Source organism: Rhizobium sp. B230/85 (assembly GCF_019355735.1).
Classification (GTDB): Bacteria; Pseudomonadota; Alphaproteobacteria; order Rhizobiales; family Rhizobiaceae; genus Rhizobium; species Rhizobium rhododendri.
The window spans coordinates 2,699,897-2,715,635 of the sequence record NZ_CP072156.1; the positions used below are offsets into that span (position 1 = coordinate 2,699,897).

Sequence of the window (15,739 nt, forward strand, 5' to 3'; positions counted from 1 at the left end):
GCCTCGCACCCTGTGCGGGGCGCAAAGCACTTGATCCTTCCGCGCCGTCTTGGCATCGTGCGCCAAGACATGGATAGAAGGACGTGAGATGAAGGCCCTGCTGCTGATCGATATCCAGACCGGCTTCTGCCCGGGCGGAAACCTCGCCGTTCCAGAGGGCGACGAGATCGTGCCCGTCGCCAACAGACTGATCGACAGCGGCAAGTACGACCTTGTCGTCGCCTCGCAGGACTGGCACCCCGAAGGCCATGGCAGCTTTGCCTCCTCCCATCCCGGCAAGAACCCTTTCGACATGGGCATGCTCTCCGGCAAACCGCAGATGATGTGGCCGGACCATTGCGTCCAGGATACCCCGGACGCCGCCCTCCATCCCGACCTCCACGCCGGCGCCATCGATTTCATCCAGCAGAAGGGCCAGAACCCTGAGGTCGACAGCTACTCCGCGTTCCGCGACAACGATCAGGCGGCCCTGACCGGCCTCGCCGACTACCTGCGCGAGCGGCAGGTCACTGGACTCGATCTTTGCGGCCTCGCCACCGATTACTGCGTCAAGTTCTCCGCAATCGATGCCGTCGAGATGCTGCCGGGCGTCAGGGTGCGCTTCATCGAGGACGCCAGCCGCGGCATCGACCCTGCCGGCGTAAAGGCCGCCATCGACGAAATGCGCACGCGCGGCGTGGCGATCATCGACAGCGCCGAGGCGCTCAACGCCTGAGCGATCGGCGGAGGCGCTAAACCTTCCTTCACGAAGATCGCCGAATGTGGCGGAAACGCCATGGGGCCATTGCCGTGCAAACCATCACCATCAACGGCCGCTTTCTGACGCAGCCCCTTTCGGGCGTGCAACGCTTCGCAAGGGAACTGACACTGGCGCTGGATGCAAGGATCGCAGCCGGCACCGTGCCAGAAGCCTTGAAAGGGGTCGACTGGCGCCTCGCTGTCCCCGATGGCACTGCGGTTGATCTCGATCTTCAGGCCATCCGCGTCGATGCGTTCGGCCGGGGGCCCGGGCACCTGTGGGAACAGACAGCGCTTTACGCTCATGCCCGCAAAGGCCGATTGCTGGGCTTCGGCGGCAGCGGCCCGCTGCTGCACCGGCGCCAGGCGGTTGTCATTCATGACGTGACGATCTTCCGCCATCCGGGCTCCTTCAAGCGCAGCTACCGGCTGCTGCACGCCGCTCTCGGCTTTGCCCTGACCCGGACGGCAAAGATCGCCACGGTCTCGGAGTTTTCCCGCGGCGAACTCGCCTCTGTCTTCAAGGTGCCGGCCGCCGGTATCGATGTCGTCTACAACGCGGTTGATCATTTTGCCGCCATTGCGCCGGATACCGGGATCATCGACCGGCTCGCCCTCTCCACGAACGGCTTCTTCCTGCTGGTCGGCACCATGAAGCCCAACAAGAACCTGGAGTTTGCCATCCGCGCCTTCGAAGCCCTTGGCAACACCGGCCAGAAGCTGGTCGTGGTCGGCGGCAGCGCGCCGAGCGTTTTCAAATCGAAAGACGCGGCCTCGACCGGCAGCATCCTCTATCCCGGCAGGCTGACCGATGCCGAGATCGTGGCGCTGGAACGCCACGCGACCGCCTTCGTCTTCCCGAGCCTCTACGAAGGCTTCGGCATTCCGCCGCTGGAGGCCATGACACAAGCCTGCCCGGTCCTCGCGGCAGATATCCCGACCGTGCGCGAAGCCTGCGGCACTGCCGCCCTCTATTTCGATCCGACCAGACAGGAGGAACTGACCGACGCGATGCGCCGCATCTGCGACGATCCATCCCTGCACCAGTCTTTGCAGGATGCCGGCCGGATCAATGTCGGTCGTTTTTCCTGGGATACAAGCGCCGGCCGCATCCTGGACATGCTGGCCGCCCTGTAAGCCATGACTAGGAGGTTGCCGCCGCGCTGAACAGCCGCCTGAAATAGCTGTACAACCCGGCGAGGCAAAAGACGCCGCCGCCGACCACGCCGACAGCCACCGAGGACCAGAGCGCATGCGCGTAGCCGGCAGTGGCCACGACCGGGATGGCAAGCCCCACTGCCGCAAAAGCTACTGGCTGCCAAACGAAATCGAACGGCAGCGTCACCAGCACCCTGATACCAACCACCATAGCCAGCAATGCACCGACCATGCCGCCCGCCATCAACGGTCCGCTTGCATCGCCAAGCATCGCTGACGCCGCCAGCGTAGCGCCGTTCAGCAACAAGCAATCGACGGCCGACAGAAGGAAGATGGACAGAAGCCGGTGCCGAAGATGCGCCGGTGTCGGCAGCATGTTGAGCGTCAGCGCCCGGCAAAGCGCCAGCCCGACGACGAAAGGTGCAGCACTCATGAACCCGTCCCGGAGAGCAGGCGCGATAACGAACAAGCCGATGGGTTGCAACAGGGCAAAAATGCCGGCAGCCGTCATCAGCGTAAAGCCGGTCAGCAGCGAGTAATAGGCACCGAGTTGCGCCTTGAAAGCGCTGGTTTTGCCGTCCCGGTCGTAAAGTGCCACAACATCGGGGTATTGGATCGCCTGCAGCGCCGAGACGATGAGCACGAAGGGCCGCTGCAGCAGATCGAGCGCCAGCAGCGCCCCGGCAGCAGCGGTTGGCCCGAGGACACTGGTCAGGATCGCCTTCAGGCCGAGTGGCGCCAGCAGGCCGACGACTGAGGCGCCGGCAGCGACGCTGCCATAGACGAAGTGCTTGCGGGCAACGGTAGCGTCGAAGCTTGCGCGCTCCGGCGAGACGCTGCGGGTCAGCGCCACCGCCAGTAGCGTATAGACCACATAGCCGGCCAGCAGCCCCACGATCGCCGCCATGAAGGTCGGGGCCAACAGCGCGCCGCTGAGCGTGCCCACGGCGAGGATTGTAGCGCGCGATCCCTGAAGCCTCGAAAAGGTGCGAAATTCCTGGCGGAAGCGCAACATCGTCAGGTGTAGGTCGCTCGCGCCTTGAAAGATCGCCACAAGACCGCCAACCAGCGCCACGCCGACAGGCACGGCAAACAGGATCGACACCGCAGCTGCGACCACGCAGATGAGCGCGCAGGCGGCAAACTCGACCTTCAGAGCGCGCCGTTCTGTTGGCTCGCTCCCCGTCTGGCCGGGATAGAACCGGCTGCAGGCAAAGCGGATCCATTCGAAACAGAGGATCGCTGCAAACTGGCTGATGGAGATAAACAGCGAATAGGCAGAATAATCGGCAGGCGACAGCCAGTGGGCGACGACGATCAGCAGCCCGAATGCCACCGCCGCCTGATAGAAATATGCCGCCAAAGCCACGATCTTCGCCATCCGACGAGATAAGCGCAAAAAGCTGACGAAAATGCTAAGTCGCCTCTCATTCCGTGGTTGGCAGCGCAGGTTCCGGACGAAGCGCCGAATTGCCTTTGGCAGCGCGGCGCGCTAGGAGAGCCTGCCGTTTCGTGGATGGGATGCATGGCCGGCTCGCGGGACTTCGGTTTCGCCCTGCGTGGGGAGGAGTGATCTATGGATGTGACAAGCACCATTGCGGAGATGCGCGCCAGGCTTCTGCCGCATCTGCGCGCCGGACACCGCATCGGCCTTGTGCCGACCATGGGCTATTTGCATGCCGGACACCTGGAACTTGTCCGCCGGGCGCGGAGCGAAAACGACATCGTCGTCACCTCAATCTTCGTCAATCCGCTGCAATTTGCCGCCGGCGAGGATCTGGCGAAATATCCGCGCGATTTCGAGCGTGACAGCGCCATGTTGCGCGAGGCCGGGGTCGATTATCTCTTCGCCCCGACGCCTCCAGACATGTATCCAAGACCGATGGAAGCCGTCGTCGACGTGCCGGCGCTCGGCACCGAACTCGAGGGCTCTGTGCGTCCCGGCCACTTTGCCGGCGTCGCCACCGTCGTGACCAAGCTCTTCAACATCGTCCAGCCCAACAAGGCCTATTTCGGCGAGAAGGATTTCCAGCAGGTGACCCTGATCCGCCGCATGGTGGAGGATTTGGCGCAGCCGGTGACCGTCGTCGCTGTCCCGACGGTGCGCGATATCGATGGCCTGGCGCTGTCATCGCGCAATAGCTACCTCACCGCCGATGAGCGCGCCGCTGCCGTCATCGTGCCTCAAGCGCTCGCAGAAGCCGAACGCCTCTACGCGGCGGGCGTCCGGGATCCCGCAGCGCTGGAAAGTGCCCTCACAGACTTCATCGCGCGCGAGCCGCTCGCCACACCCGAAGTGGTCGCCGTGCGCGATCCGCAAACTCTAAAACCCCTGGCGGCCACCGGCGAAAGCCCGATACTCGTCGCCCTCTTCGTGCGGATCGGAACAACCCGGCTGCTGGACAACCGCGTCATCGGTCAAATCAACGCCCGCAGCGAAAAGGCCGCCTGACATGAGTGCCATGACCTCCGCCAAGCGCATCACACCAGCCCGCATCGAAGCGATGAAGGGCACGCGCCCTGTCGTAGCGCTCACGGCCTACACGACGCCGATGGCGCGTCTGCTCGATCCTCACTGCGACCTGCTGCTGGTCGGCGATTCGCTCGGCATGGTGCTCTACGGCCTGCCGACCACGGTCGGCGTCACGCTGGAGATGATGATCGCCCACGGCCAGGCCGTGATGCGCGGCGTCGCCCATGCCTGCGTCATCGTCGACCTGCCCTTCGGCACCTACCAGGCCTCTAAGGAACAGGCATTCCTGAGCGCTGCCCGCATCATGAAGGAAACCGGCTGCGACGGCGTCAAGCTCGAGGGCGGACGGGAAATGGCCGAGACCGTCGCCTTCCTCACCGCACGCGGCATTCCCGTATTCGGCCATGTCGGCCTGATGCCGCAGTTGGTCAACACCAACGGCGGATACCGCGCACTTGGTCGCTCGGACAAGGAATCGGACAAGATTCGTGACGATGCCGCCGCCATCGGAGAGGCTGGCGCCTTTGCCATCGTTATCGAAGGCACGGTTGAGCCGCTGGCTCGCGAGATCACCGCGAGCCTGTCGATTCCCACCATCGGCATCGGCGCCTCGCCTGCCTGCGACGGCCAAGTGCTCGTGTCCGATGACATGCTCGGCCTGTTCAGCGATTTCAAACCGCGCTTCGTCAAGCACTTCGCCAATCTCGCGCCGCTGATATCGGAAGCCGCCGCAGCCTATGCGGAAGACGTGAAGGCGCGGTCGTTTCCCGGGCCGGAACATACGTTTCAGCCTAAAAGCTGACTCAATACATCAGGTCCCGTCATTGCGTTCCCGCTCGAGCAGATAGATCGCCTCGCCGAAATCCTCCATCTGCTTCGTCAGCGCCGCATGGGCGTCGCGTAGACCCTGGTTGTAGAAGAATGCGCCGATATCGTTGGCGAAAAATTCCAGCAGGAATTCGGCCGGCAGCACGCCGATGGTCTGGTCGAGTTCGTCGGCGAAATATTCGCGGATGCGCGTGACGGCAGCGGCCTTCTCCTCCTTGGGTAGAATGATCTTCTTCATCTGTGCCCTCCTTGCGCGCCGCAAGGTTCAGCGAAATCGATCCATCGATCAAGGAAATTCAGTTGCCGCTGCCAGCCCCTCGCCTTACAGGGAAGCCCGCAACCGGAAATAACGCAGGGCTTGAGATGAATCGCGCGGACTTTCAGGAGGGACTGCGCGGCGGTATCCTCGTAGGCCTTGCCTCCACACCCTTCGGCGCCCTGTTCGGCGCCATCGCCCAAGGCCACGGCCTGTCGCTCGGCGAACTGACATTAATGAGCGGCATCGTCTACGCCGGTGCCAGCCAGCTGGTCGGCCTCGATCTCTTCGGTCACGACGTCGCCGCCTGGCTGATCGTCCTGTCGATCCTGGCGGTCAACTTTCGCCATATCCTCTATTCGGCGGCGATTGCCCGCTACATCAGGCACTTTAATGGCATCCAGAAGGCCCTGACCTTCTTCCTGCTGGTCGATCCACAGTTTGCCGAGACGGTGAAACGCGGCGAAGCCGGCAAGCAGGTCAGCTTTTCCTGGTATATCGGCCTTGCGTTGATGGTCTATATTCCCTGGGTATTCGCAAGCTTCATCGGCGGCCTGCTGGGCAGCCTGATCGGCGATCCCCGCTCGATCGGCCTTGATGTGCTGCTGCCCCTCTATTTTCTCGGCATCGTCATAGGCTTCCGCAAGCGCGACAATTTCCTGCCCGTCGTCGCTGCCAGCGCCGTTGCCGCTGTCGTCGCCTACCGTTATGTCGGCTCGCCCTGGCATGTCAGCATCGGCGCGCTTGCCGGCGTCGCATTGGCAGCCCTGCTGCCGCCGGTCAAAAGCAACCGCAAGCCCGACCTCGCAGTCGAAAACCACGAGGTGTAACAATGACGCAATTCGATCCCCACATGCTGTTGCTCATACTCGCGGCTGCCGGCGTAACCTACCTGACGCGCATCGGCGGCTACGTTCTCATCACCCGAATGACCCGCATCCCGCCGCGCATGGAGGCCGCCCTCAACGCCGTGCCCGCCGCCGTGCTGACAGCGCTGATGGCCCCCACCTTCTTCAACGGCGGCATCGACCTCAAGGTGGCGCTGGTAGCCGCAGGATTGGTCGGCCTTTATCTGCCGGCCAGCGCAATGCTCGTCACCGGCTGGATCGTCGTCATGGTCTGGCGCCAGTTCATCGGCGCCTAACCCTGACTTCGCGTGAAAAGTTCGGCCTCAGTGGCCGAGCGGCAGCGTCGCATTCTCCAGCCAGCTGCGCACCTGGGCGTCATGGATAAGCGGCATCAGCGCCTCACGGGTGCGCGCGTGATAGTCGTTAAGCCAGTGAAGCTCGTCATGGGTTAGCAATTCTGCGATGATCAGGCTGCGGTCGATGGGGCAGAAGGTCAGCGTCTCGAAACCCAGCATGTCGATATCGCCGCCGTCGATCGGCTCCGCATCGCGGACATAGATGAGGTTTTCGATTCGGATGCCGAAGCTGCCGGGACGATAGTAGCCAGGCTCGTTCGACAGGATCATGCCGGGCAGCAGTTCCTGCGTCGAGAGACGGGCAATGCGCTGCGGGCCTTCATGCACCGACAGGAACGAGCCGACGCCATGGCCGGTGCCGTGGGCATAGTCGGCGCCGGCCTTCCAGAGCGCGATGCGGGCCAGCGGATCGAGATCGCAGCCGCGCGTGCCGACCGGAAAGCGCGCCGTGCTGATGCCGATCATGCCTTTCAGAACCAGCGTGAAGAACTGTCGCTGCTCCTCCGGCACGGTGCCGACGGCAACGGTACGGGTGATGTCGGTTGTGCCGTTGATATATTGAGCGCCCGAGTCGAGTAGGTAGAGTTCGCCAGCCTGCAGCAGCCGGTCGCTCTCCGTCGTCACCCTGTAATGGATAATGGCGCCATGCTCGCCGGCTCCCGAAATCGTGTCGAATGACAGGTCTTTCAGCGGATTTTGCATCGCCTGGCCGACTTCGGCCCTGACGGCCTCGAGCTTACGAGCTGCGTCGATCTCGGAAACTGTCGCCGGCTTCTGCGTCTCCAGCCAATGGAGGAAGGTCACCATCGCCGCGCCGTCCTGCAGATGGGCAGCAGCCGAGCCATTCAGCTCCGCCTGGTTCTTGCGGGCACGCGGCAGCCGTGCGGGATCGCTACCCTCGACAACCTCGCCACCGACGCTGCGGATAATATCGGTCAGAGCCTGCGCTGCCAGATCCGGGTCGACCATTACGCGCGCGCCATTGGCGGAAGCTTCATTCAGCCTCTCGATCAGATCGGACGGGGGAAGTTGCTGGCAAAGTTGCGCCAGATAGGCTTCCGCCTCGATATTGGTCTTGCGCTTGTCGAGAAACAGCTCTGCCCTGCCGCCGGCATGAATGATCGCCCGGGCGAGCGGATGTGGTGTATGCGGCACGTCATTGCCGCGAATATTGAAGATCCAGGCGATCGACGAGGGATCCGTGACCAGCACGGCCGCGCAGTTCTTCTCTTCCAGAAGCCGTGCAATAGCGCCGATCTTCTCGCTGGCAAGCACGCCCGCCTGCTCCACCGTCTGGATGGTCACGGGTCCGAGCGGCTCGGCAGGGCGGTCTGTCCACAGGCGATCGAGCGGATTGTGCGGCAGGAACACAATCGTGCCGCCGATCTCGCCCAACGCCTTTTCCAGCCGTCGCACTTCCGCGCCGGTGTGCAGCCACGGGTCGATCCCGAGCCGAAGCCCCTTGGCGGCGTGCTTCGTAAGCCACTGATGCGGCGGTTCTCCGACGAGATCCCCACCGGAAAACACTGTCGTATCCACCTGCTCCAGCAGCTGAGTCGTGTAGCGGCCATCGACGAAAACAACGGCCTGCGATTGCGTTACCAGCGCCACGCCGGCTGAACCGGTGAAGCCGCTCAACCACGCCAGTCGCTCCGAGCAGGCGGGCACATACTCGCCCTGGAACTCATCGGCGCGCGGCACCAGAAATGCATCGATCCCGAGAGCTGCAAACGAGGCTCGAAGCCCCTCGACGCGTTCACGGCCGAACTGCGGTGTGGAAGTGACATCAAAAGACTGGAACATGGGGCATCCAAATGCTGACAAAGCGAATCCGCCTTGGGCGGTTGCCTGCATGTTATCCCAATTCGGCGCCATTGCGAGACTGGCCCTCGCATTAATGCCTGTTAATGCCCGTTAACGACTACGCCTATTTCATGGGCAGAATCGAGCGATTATGACTCAATCACGACAATCCCCATAACATAAACGCATAGCTCCCATTCCGCATTAAATCTGTGCTGCAGTGCGGGATAGTTTATAAGGGGTGTATCACAAGGGTTGAAAGCAACTTACCCAAAAGGAATACGACTATGAACACTCCCCGTTTCGCATACAGCAGCCCGATGCAGGCTGGCGAACGCCGGACCGTACGTCACGTAATCGGCGCCCTGCGCGTTGCAGACAGCGAAGCTTCCCGGATCATCGGCGTAAGCCGCGGCGACGTGCGCAACACGAACACCAGCTACGCATTCTAGGATCGGTCGACACGGCTTCTCCTCCCGGCCGACGACTGACGAGAATGCGAGACGCCCGCTTGAGCATTTCCTCCCCTCTGCTCGCGGACATGATCAGGTAACACTGATCTGCAAGGCGACACCTCTGGTGTCGCCTTTTGCATTTTGGAGTATATTCAAGAGCTTGGTAAGAAGGCCGGAATCGCTGCGCGAGACCATCAAGGCTCAGCCGCGGTCGAGATGGATTGTCACCCAGCCGTTGCGCCAGATGGTACGGACATGGCGCAACCGCGCACCGTTATAGGCGGCAATCACCTTCCAGCGCTGGGCTGCAAGGATACCGGACAGGATGACGGACCCGCCGGGAGCAAGGTGGTTGGCAAGCTGCGGCGCCATGCGGATCAGCGGCCGCGCAAGGATGTTGGCGATAATCAGGTCGAAAGGCCCATGCCGGGAAAAGGCCGTCGAGTGAAATCCGGGAGCGGTTTCGAGCGAAATTCCAGAGGCTATGCCGTTGCGCACGACGTTTTCGCGGGCGACCCGAACCGCGATGGGATCGATGTCGGTGGCCAGCACCGGAATATTCTTAAGTTTCCGCACGGCAATGGCCAGCACGCCGCTGCCGGTGCCGAGATCCAGCGCATTGCGGACGCGTCGGCTGCGCATGACCATCTCGATGGTTTCGAGGCAGCCGGCAGTCGTGCCGTGATGGCCCGTACCGAAGGCCTGGCCGGCGTCGATCTCGATAGCGATCTCGCTGGCGCGGATCTTGTCGCGATCATGGGAGCCATGGACGACAAAGCGACCGGCGCGCACCGGCTTCAGGCCATCGAGCGAGCGGGCGATCCAGTCGACGTCGGGGATGATTTCCTTGTCGATCGCAAGACCCGGATAGGCCTCGGCCAGCAGCGCCTCGAACCGGGGGCGAACGTCCTCTTCCTGATCCGCATAGAGGTAGATCGAGGCTTCCCAGATGTCCTTCTTCTCGTCGATCTCGGAGGTTGCAATCGGCAGCTCCTCGTCTTCGAAGACAGGCGTCATCAGGTCTAGGATCCGCTCGGCATCGCGCTCGGTCGTCGTCACATACAGGCGAATCTCATTCAACGCTTCGGTCTCTCATCGTCGTTCAGTCCAGCCGGTCGATGGCGGTTTGCAGGTGTCGTACCTCGCGACATGGCGCAAAAGCAAGCGGCGGACGACGGGAAGCCGCATTACCGGCGGGTTCATGGTCACAAAGCTCATCGGGCGCTGCGGCTCTTGCCTACCTGACGTATCGTGGATCGTACAACCGACAGACCGACAGGTCCGGCCCAGGCACCCCGCCTAGCCCTTGTTGATCAGGTTCTGCAGCTTCTTGACGGCCGTATCCGGATTTTCCTGATAGGCAATCGTTCCTGCAAACCGGCCCTCTGCGTCCAGAAGATACACAGATGCCGAATGGTCCATCGTATAGTCGCCATTCGGATCCTTGGCGTCGAGCGGCACCTTGACTGCATAGACCCGGAAACCGTGCACCATCTCGGTCACCTTGTCGGTCGGCCCGGAAATGCCGGTGATGCGGCGCGAAACGTTGGAGACATATTCTTTCATGATGGCAGGCGTGTCGCGCTCTGGATCGACGGTGACGAAATAGGCCCCGAGCTTGGATCCATCCGGATCGACCTTCTGGAGCCAGCCATCCATTTCGAAGAGCGTCGTCGGGCAGACGTCGGGGCAATGCGTGTAGCCGAAGAAGACCGCCGACGGCCGGCCGCGGAATGCCTTCTCGGTGATTGGCTGGCCATTTTGCGCCACGAGGGTGAAGGGAACGCCGAAGGGGCCGCCTGCAGCAGCGGATTCAGGCGATCTGGTGAAATATAACGACCCTGCCCCGAGGAACCCGGCCATCAACGCAACCAGGACCCAGATCGCAATACGCAGTTTTTTCATGATCGATTCCCGATGCCAAAGCGGCCCGTCCAATGGACTACCTGTTGAGAGGCTGCAGGGATACCGCTTCGGGCGACCAACCGCAATTCAACACGCTGTCACCCATATCGAATATGCGCGATACCTTGGAAATCCGCACAACGTTAAGCTGATCGTAACCAGTCTCGGTCAACATGTTTTTCAACGGCAAACCTCAATGATTCCGCTCAGACGCTCCGGAAAGAACTTCACATGTCGAACGCCATCAAACAGTCGGGTGCCTACCTGGAAATCGTTTCGTTTCACCTTGCCGATCAGGAATTCTGCATCGACATCATGGCGATCCGCGAAATCCGCGGCTGGGCGCCAGTCACGCCGATGCCACACACGCCACCCTACGTTCTCGGTCTCATCAACCTTCGCGGCGCGGTTATCCCCGTCATCGACATGTCCTGCCGCCTCGGCATGAAGATGACCGAGCCGTCGGAGCGCTCTGCCATCATCGTCACCGACATCGCCGGCAAGCTGGTCGGCCTGCTCGTCGAGCAGGTGTCGGACATGATGACCATCAAGAGCGAAGACCTGCAGCCGGCACCGGAAATCATCCCGGAAGCCCAACGCGCTTTCTGCCGTGGCATCGTCGCCCTGGAAAAGACGATGGTCTGCTTCCTCAACCTCGACACCGTCATCGCCGACGAACTGGCACAGGCCGCCTGAGCCTGACTACCCCGTTTTATCCAACGGCCCGATGCGCAAGCGTCGGGCCGTTTTCGTATGGGATGGGTCAGGGAGCGGGCTTGCCTTTTGTCCAGGTCACGGTCTGGCCGTAGAGCGGGATGGTCGAGATCGACATCTTTGCCGAGCCATCCGTCAGTTCGCGCGAATGGGCGAGATAGATCAGCGTGTCGTTCTTCTTGTCATAGATCCGGTTGACGACAAGCTTCTTCCAGATCAGCGACATGCCGGACTTGTAGACCTCCTCGCCGCCCTCTGACAGGTTGATATCGTTGATCTGGATCGGACCCGTCTGGCGGCAGGCGATAGAGTTGTTGGACGGGTCCTCGAACCACTTACCCTTGCGCAGACGGTCGATCACGCCCCGGTCGAAATAGGTGACGTGGCAGGTGACGCCACTGATTTCCGGGTCGGGAACGGCATCGATGAGGATGTCGTTACCCGTCCAGTCGACGCCGACCTTGCCGACGACTTCGGCCGAGGCCGTGCCGGCGATGAGCGTGAGAATTGAAGCAGCGGCGAGAGCGAAACGGCGCATGGAAAACTCCTTGTTGATCCAGCGCCGAAGATATGTCGCAGGCGGATCTTTGCAAGGAGAGACGTTAGCGCTTGCGGCAGGTGCAGGGCTCGTAGCCGCGCGACGTCAGGCGGCCGATCGTCATGCCGATTGCGGCCGGAATACCGCCGACATCGACGGCCTTCACCGCCTTCGCCATCTCGATGGCGGCAGAGGCACAGATGGCCGCGTCTTCAGCTGCATTGTGATGCTTGAACCTCAGCGCCAGATGCTCGGCGATCACATTCAGCCGGTGCGACAGGAGCTGCGGCCAGATCCGCTGCGCCATCTTCAGGCTGCAGAGATAGAACAGCTCCGGATAGGATTGCCGGTAGTGATCGAGGCTTGCCCGCCAGACGCTGAAATCGAAGGACGCATTATGGGCGATCATCGTCGCGCCGCGAAAGTCCTCCTGGAACTCCTCCATCACCTCGGGAAACGAAGGCGCATCCTCGACATGCTCAGGCCGGATGCCGTGAATGGCGATGTTGAAACCCGAAAACCGCATGTCCTTCGGGCGGATCAGCCGCTCCTCTACCCGCACCACACGCCCGTCCTCGATCCACGCCAGTCCAACCGAACAGGCGCTCCCGCGCTGCTCGTTGGCAGTCTCGAAATCGATGGCGATGGTTTTCAAGGGTGGTGTCCGATTCGTCTTATCGCACAGTAGTAGCGAGGCTTGAGCCTTGAAGCAATTTGGCAGCGAGGTTGACATTCTTCCGATGCTGAGGAAATCTGGGTGGATGATCGGATCGCTCAACAACGTCATGCTTCACATCACCACCACCCTTCCAGGGTGTGGGGACGCGTTGCCGGGCTGAAACCCGACCGATCATCCCGACAACCCTGCCCGAGGCGAGCAGGGTTTGGGAACCGGCTCTCCTTGGCCAAACAAGGAGAGACCCCGTGAACGAGACGCCGAGTTCTGACAAATCGCGTTCTAAAACACCTCCCGAAGGACTGCTGATCCGCGCGGCCGAAGTAGATGATGCCGAGGGTATCGCGACAATCGCCAACCTGCCCGGCTTTCGCGCAGGCACGCTGCGCCTGCCCTATCAGACGACGGACGATACCCGTCGCTGGCTGGCAAAACCTGAGCCGGGATCGCCCAGTCTGGTTGCCGTCCTCGACGGAAAAATCGTTGGAAACGCGGGTCTGCGCCGGTTCGAGGGGCGACGGCAACACGTCGGCAGCATCGGCATGGGCGTCCATGACGCATACACCGGTCGCGGTATCGGCAGCACGCTCATCGGTGCATTGCTGGATTGCGCCGACAACTGGCTGAACATCCGACGCGTCGAACTCACCGTCTATGCAGACAACGCAGCCGCCATCGCGCTCTACAGGCGTTTCGGATTTATCGAGGAAGGCCGGCTGAAGGACTTCGCCTTCCGCGCCGGGTCTTACGTCGACGCCCTGACCATGGCGCGCCTGCGCGAGCAAGGATGATGGAGGCTGCGGCCTTGCCTCACCCGATCAGCGCCAGCCACTCGTCCTCGTCCATCGTCTGCACTCCAAGCTCGCGCGCCTTGTCGAGCTTGGAGCCGGCGCCGGGGCCGGCAACGACGATATCGGTCTTCTTCGAGACGGAGCCTGCCACCTTGGCACCGAGACTTTCCGCTTTAGCCTTGGCCTCGTCGCGCGTCATCTTCTCCAGCGTGCCTGTGAAGACCACGGTCTTGCCGGCCACCGGACTGCCGGAGGCCTTGGGCTGCTCGGCATCCTGCGGTCGCACCTCGCGCAGCAGTCGCTCGATGACCTCGCTGTTGCGCGGCTCCTTGTAGAACTCGACGATGGCGCGGGCGACGACCTCGCCGATACCCTCGATGGCATTGAGATCGTTCCATGCATCTCCCGTCAGCGGCGCTGCCTCGCGCATCGCCTCTCCGAAGGCCTCATATGTGCCATAGGAGCGGGCCAGCAGCTTGGCATTGGTCTCGCCGACGTGGCGGATGCCAAGTGCATAGATGAAACGCTGCAAGGCGATCTCGCGCCGCCCGTTGATGGCGGCATAGAGCTTGCCGACGCTGACCTTGCCGAAGCCATCGATATTCTCGAGCTTGGTCAAGGACGCTTTCTGCCGCTCCTCCAGCGTAAAGATATCCGGCGCGGTGCGGATCTGCAGGGCCGGATCGTCGCTTTCGAAAAAGAAATCGATCTGCTTGGCGCCCAGCCCCTCGATATCGTAGGCATTGCGCGAAACGAAGTGCTTCAGGTGCTCCTTGGCCTGCGCCTGGCAGGCAAAACCGCCGGTGCAGCGCGTCACCGAATCAAGCTTGCCGGTCTTCTCGTTGACCTCGCGCACCGCATGACTTCCACAGACCGGGCAGACCTTCGGAAACTCGTAGGCGACGCTTGCGGCATCGCGCTTCTCAAGCACCACATCGACGATCTGCGGAATGACATCGCCGGCGCGCTGGACGATGACGATATCGCCGATCCGGATGTCCCGCCCCTCTCGCAAGACCTCGCCGCCATTGCCGATACCCTTGATGTAGTCCTCGTTGTGCAGCGTCGCATTGGTGACAACCACACCGCCGACAGTGATCGGCTCCAGCCGCGCCACTGGCGTCAGGGCGCCTGTCCTACCCACCTGGATATCGATGGCGGTCAGTCGCGTAAACGCCTGCTCGGCCGGAAACTTGTGCGCCGTCGCCCAGCGGGGGCTGCGCGAGCGGAAGCCGAGCCTAGCCTGCAGCGCGAGGTCGTCGACCTTGTAGACAACGCCATCGATATCGTAGTCGAGATCGGCGCGCTTCAAGCCTATATCGTCATAGTGGCTGAGAATATCGGCTACCGATTCCAACCGCTTCATCAGCGGATTGATCGGAAAGCCCCAACGCCCGAAAGCCTCGACCATGCCAAGCTGGGTATCCGCCGGCATCTCGGACATCTCGCCCCAGGCATAGGCAAAGAAGCGCAGCTTGCGGCTGGCCGTCACCTTGGCGTCGAGCTGGCGAAGCGAGCCGGCGGCCGTGTTGCGCGGGTTGACGTAGGTCTGCTTGCCCTCCGCCGCCATCTGGGCGTTCAGCGCCAGGAAGTCGCTCTTGGCCATGTAGACCTCGCCGCGCACCTCGACGATCTCTGGTGCGTCCTTCGGCAGAGTGTTCGGGATCTCCTTGATGGTTCGGATATTGGCAGTGACGTTTTCGCCGGTCGTGCCGTCGCCGCGCGTCGCCGCACTCACCATTCGACCGTTCTCGTAGCGGATCGACATCGACAGCCCGTCGATCTTCGGCTCGGCGGTAAAGGCAATCGACTGGTCCGGCAGGCGTCCGAGGAAACGGTAGATGCCGGCAACGAAATCCTGCACGTCCTCTTGCGAAAACGTGTTGTCGAGCGACAGCATCGGCCGCGCATGGGTGATCTGGGCAAAGGTCTCGGACGGAGCAGCGCCGACATGTCGGGAAGGACTGTCGATTCGCACCAGCGCAGGAAAGCGCGCCTCGATCGCATCGTTGCGCCGCTTGAGGGCGTCGTAATCGGCGTCGGAGATCTCCGGCGCATCCTTGCCGTGATAGAGCGCGTCGTGGTGGGCAATCTTGCCCGCCAGCCGCTCCAGTTCGGCGGCTGCATCGGCCTCGGTCAGATCCTCGACGGACATAGCTTCGCTCGGCATCCATATCACTCCACAGTTTGAGTGGATCTT

17 protein-coding genes are annotated in these 15,739 nt (G+C 62.2%); 9 read left to right on the forward strand and 8 right to left on the reverse strand.

Annotated features, from left to right (window positions below):
- Positions 1-88 precede the first annotated feature (88 nt).
- Both pncA and J5289_RS13095 read left to right on the forward strand, forming a co-directional pair.
- Positions 89-715: a bifunctional nicotinamidase/pyrazinamidase gene (gene pncA, locus J5289_RS13090; RefSeq protein ID WP_209184047.1), complete on the forward strand. Its 627-nt coding sequence runs from the start codon at positions 89-91 to the stop codon at positions 713-715.
- 44 nt (positions 716-759) lie between these two features.
- A complete protein-coding gene (locus tag J5289_RS13095) occupies positions 760-1,875 on the forward strand; it encodes a glycosyltransferase family 1 protein (protein WP_247750654.1) in 1,116 nt (371 codons plus the stop codon).
- A gap of 7 nt (positions 1,876-1,882) precedes the next feature.
- On the opposite strand, the gene J5289_RS13100 is transcribed toward J5289_RS13095, so the two are convergent.
- The gene (locus J5289_RS13100) at positions 1,883-3,265 is read right to left on the reverse strand and encodes a hypothetical protein (RefSeq protein WP_257623393.1); all 1,383 of its coding nucleotides are present in this window, start codon (positions 3,263-3,265) and stop codon (positions 1,883-1,885) included.
- 207 nt (positions 3,266-3,472) lie between these two features.
- Here J5289_RS13100 and panC point away from each other — a divergent pair, with 207 nt between their 5' ends.
- Positions 3,473-4,348: a pantoate--beta-alanine ligase gene (gene panC / locus J5289_RS13105; protein WP_209184049.1), complete on the forward strand. Its 876-nt coding sequence runs from the start codon at positions 3,473-3,475 to the stop codon at positions 4,346-4,348.
- Between the two features lies 1 nt (position 4,349).
- The gene (gene panB, locus J5289_RS13110) at positions 4,350-5,171 is read left to right on the forward strand and encodes a 3-methyl-2-oxobutanoate hydroxymethyltransferase (protein WP_209206521.1); all 822 of its coding nucleotides are present in this window, start codon (positions 4,350-4,352) and stop codon (positions 5,169-5,171) included.
- 9 nt (positions 5,172-5,180) lie between these two features.
- On the opposite strand, the gene J5289_RS13115 is transcribed toward panB, so the two are convergent.
- Positions 5,181-5,435, reverse strand: coding sequence for a DUF2164 domain-containing protein (locus J5289_RS13115; protein WP_209184051.1), 255 nt, complete (start codon positions 5,433-5,435; stop codon positions 5,181-5,183).
- Between the two features lie 125 nt (positions 5,436-5,560).
- Between J5289_RS13115 and J5289_RS13120 the strand changes: the two genes are divergently transcribed.
- Entirely contained in the window at positions 5,561-6,283 is a 723-nt protein-coding gene (locus J5289_RS13120; protein ID WP_142823178.1) for an AzlC family ABC transporter permease, read from the forward strand.
- Positions 6,284-6,285: 2 nt separating this feature from the next.
- Positions 6,286-6,597 (forward strand): AzlD family protein, encoded by a 312-nt coding sequence (locus tag J5289_RS13125; RefSeq protein WP_209184052.1) that lies wholly within the window; start codon positions 6,286-6,288, stop codon positions 6,595-6,597.
- A gap of 27 nt (positions 6,598-6,624) precedes the next feature.
- On the opposite strand, the gene J5289_RS13130 is transcribed toward J5289_RS13125, so the two are convergent.
- The gene (locus tag J5289_RS13130) at positions 6,625-8,460 is read right to left on the reverse strand and encodes an aminopeptidase P family protein (protein WP_209184053.1); all 1,836 of its coding nucleotides are present in this window, start codon (positions 8,458-8,460) and stop codon (positions 6,625-6,627) included.
- A 287-nt stretch (positions 8,461-8,747) separates the two neighbouring features.
- Here J5289_RS13130 and J5289_RS13135 point away from each other — a divergent pair, with 287 nt between their 5' ends.
- Complete coding sequence (locus J5289_RS13135) at positions 8,748-8,912, forward strand: hypothetical protein (RefSeq protein WP_162854792.1); 165 nt, start codon at positions 8,748-8,750, stop codon at positions 8,910-8,912.
- Between the two features lie 204 nt (positions 8,913-9,116).
- Here J5289_RS13135 and J5289_RS13140 read toward each other — a convergent pair whose 3' ends face one another.
- Both J5289_RS13140 and J5289_RS13145 read right to left on the reverse strand, forming a co-directional pair.
- A complete protein-coding gene (locus J5289_RS13140; protein ID WP_209184054.1) occupies positions 9,117-9,995 on the reverse strand; it encodes a 50S ribosomal protein L11 methyltransferase in 879 nt (292 codons plus the stop codon).
- 219 nt (positions 9,996-10,214) lie between these two features.
- The gene (locus J5289_RS13145; RefSeq protein ID WP_209184055.1) at positions 10,215-10,820 is read right to left on the reverse strand and encodes an SCO family protein; all 606 of its coding nucleotides are present in this window, start codon (positions 10,818-10,820) and stop codon (positions 10,215-10,217) included.
- A gap of 231 nt (positions 10,821-11,051) precedes the next feature.
- Between J5289_RS13145 and J5289_RS13150 the strand changes: the two genes are divergently transcribed.
- Positions 11,052-11,516: a chemotaxis protein CheW gene (locus J5289_RS13150; protein WP_111222864.1), complete on the forward strand. Its 465-nt coding sequence runs from the start codon at positions 11,052-11,054 to the stop codon at positions 11,514-11,516.
- A 67-nt stretch (positions 11,517-11,583) separates the two neighbouring features.
- On the opposite strand, the gene J5289_RS13155 is transcribed toward J5289_RS13150, so the two are convergent.
- Positions 11,584-12,072 (reverse strand): CreA family protein, encoded by a 489-nt coding sequence (locus tag J5289_RS13155; protein WP_142823182.1) that lies wholly within the window; start codon positions 12,070-12,072, stop codon positions 11,584-11,586.
- 64 nt (positions 12,073-12,136) lie between these two features.
- Positions 12,137-12,727: a 3'-5' exonuclease gene (locus tag J5289_RS13160; protein WP_142823183.1), complete on the reverse strand. Its 591-nt coding sequence runs from the start codon at positions 12,725-12,727 to the stop codon at positions 12,137-12,139.
- Between the two features lie 269 nt (positions 12,728-12,996).
- Between J5289_RS13160 and J5289_RS13165 the strand changes: the two genes are divergently transcribed.
- Positions 12,997-13,539, forward strand: a complete 543-nt coding sequence (locus J5289_RS13165; protein WP_209184056.1) for a GNAT family N-acetyltransferase — start codon at positions 12,997-12,999, stop codon at positions 13,537-13,539.
- A gap of 19 nt (positions 13,540-13,558) precedes the next feature.
- On the opposite strand, the gene ligA is transcribed toward J5289_RS13165, so the two are convergent.
- Entirely contained in the window at positions 13,559-15,709 is a 2,151-nt protein-coding gene (gene ligA, locus J5289_RS13170) for an NAD-dependent DNA ligase LigA (protein ID WP_209184057.1), read from the reverse strand.
- Positions 15,710-15,739: the final 30 nt, after the last annotated feature.

Bases quoted from the DNA above. Each gene is read 5' to 3' on its own strand.
- J5289_RS13130 (WP_209184053.1), bottom strand. From the start codon at position 8,460: ATGTTCCAGTCTTTTGATGTCACTTCCACACCGCAGTTCGGCCGTGAA.
- ligA (WP_209184057.1), bottom strand. From the start codon at position 15,709: ATGCCGAGCGAAGCTATGTCCGTCGAGGATCTGACCGAGGCCGATGCA.
- J5289_RS13125 (WP_209184052.1), top strand. From the start codon at position 6,286: ATGACGCAATTCGATCCCCACATGCTGTTGCTCATACTCGCGGCTGCC.
- J5289_RS13120 (WP_142823178.1), top strand. From the start codon at position 5,561: ATGAATCGCGCGGACTTTCAGGAGGGACTGCGCGGCGGTATCCTCGTA.
- J5289_RS13155 (WP_142823182.1), bottom strand. From the start codon at position 12,072: ATGCGCCGTTTCGCTCTCGCCGCTGCTTCAATTCTCACGCTCATCGCC.
- J5289_RS13145 (WP_209184055.1), bottom strand. From the start codon at position 10,820: ATGAAAAAACTGCGTATTGCGATCTGGGTCCTGGTTGCGTTGATGGCC.
- panC (WP_209184049.1), top strand. From the start codon at position 3,473: ATGGATGTGACAAGCACCATTGCGGAGATGCGCGCCAGGCTTCTGCCG.
- J5289_RS13150 (WP_111222864.1), top strand. From the start codon at position 11,052: ATGTCGAACGCCATCAAACAGTCGGGTGCCTACCTGGAAATCGTTTCG.
- panB (WP_209206521.1), top strand. From the start codon at position 4,350: ATGAGTGCCATGACCTCCGCCAAGCGCATCACACCAGCCCGCATCGAA.
- J5289_RS13135 (WP_162854792.1), top strand. From the start codon at position 8,748: ATGAACACTCCCCGTTTCGCATACAGCAGCCCGATGCAGGCTGGCGAA.
- pncA (WP_209184047.1), top strand. From the start codon at position 89: ATGAAGGCCCTGCTGCTGATCGATATCCAGACCGGCTTCTGCCCGGGC.
- J5289_RS13115 (WP_209184051.1), bottom strand. From the start codon at position 5,435: ATGAAGAAGATCATTCTACCCAAGGAGGAGAAGGCCGCTGCCGTCACG.
- J5289_RS13095 (WP_247750654.1), top strand. From the start codon at position 760: ATGTGGCGGAAACGCCATGGGGCCATTGCCGTGCAAACCATCACCATC.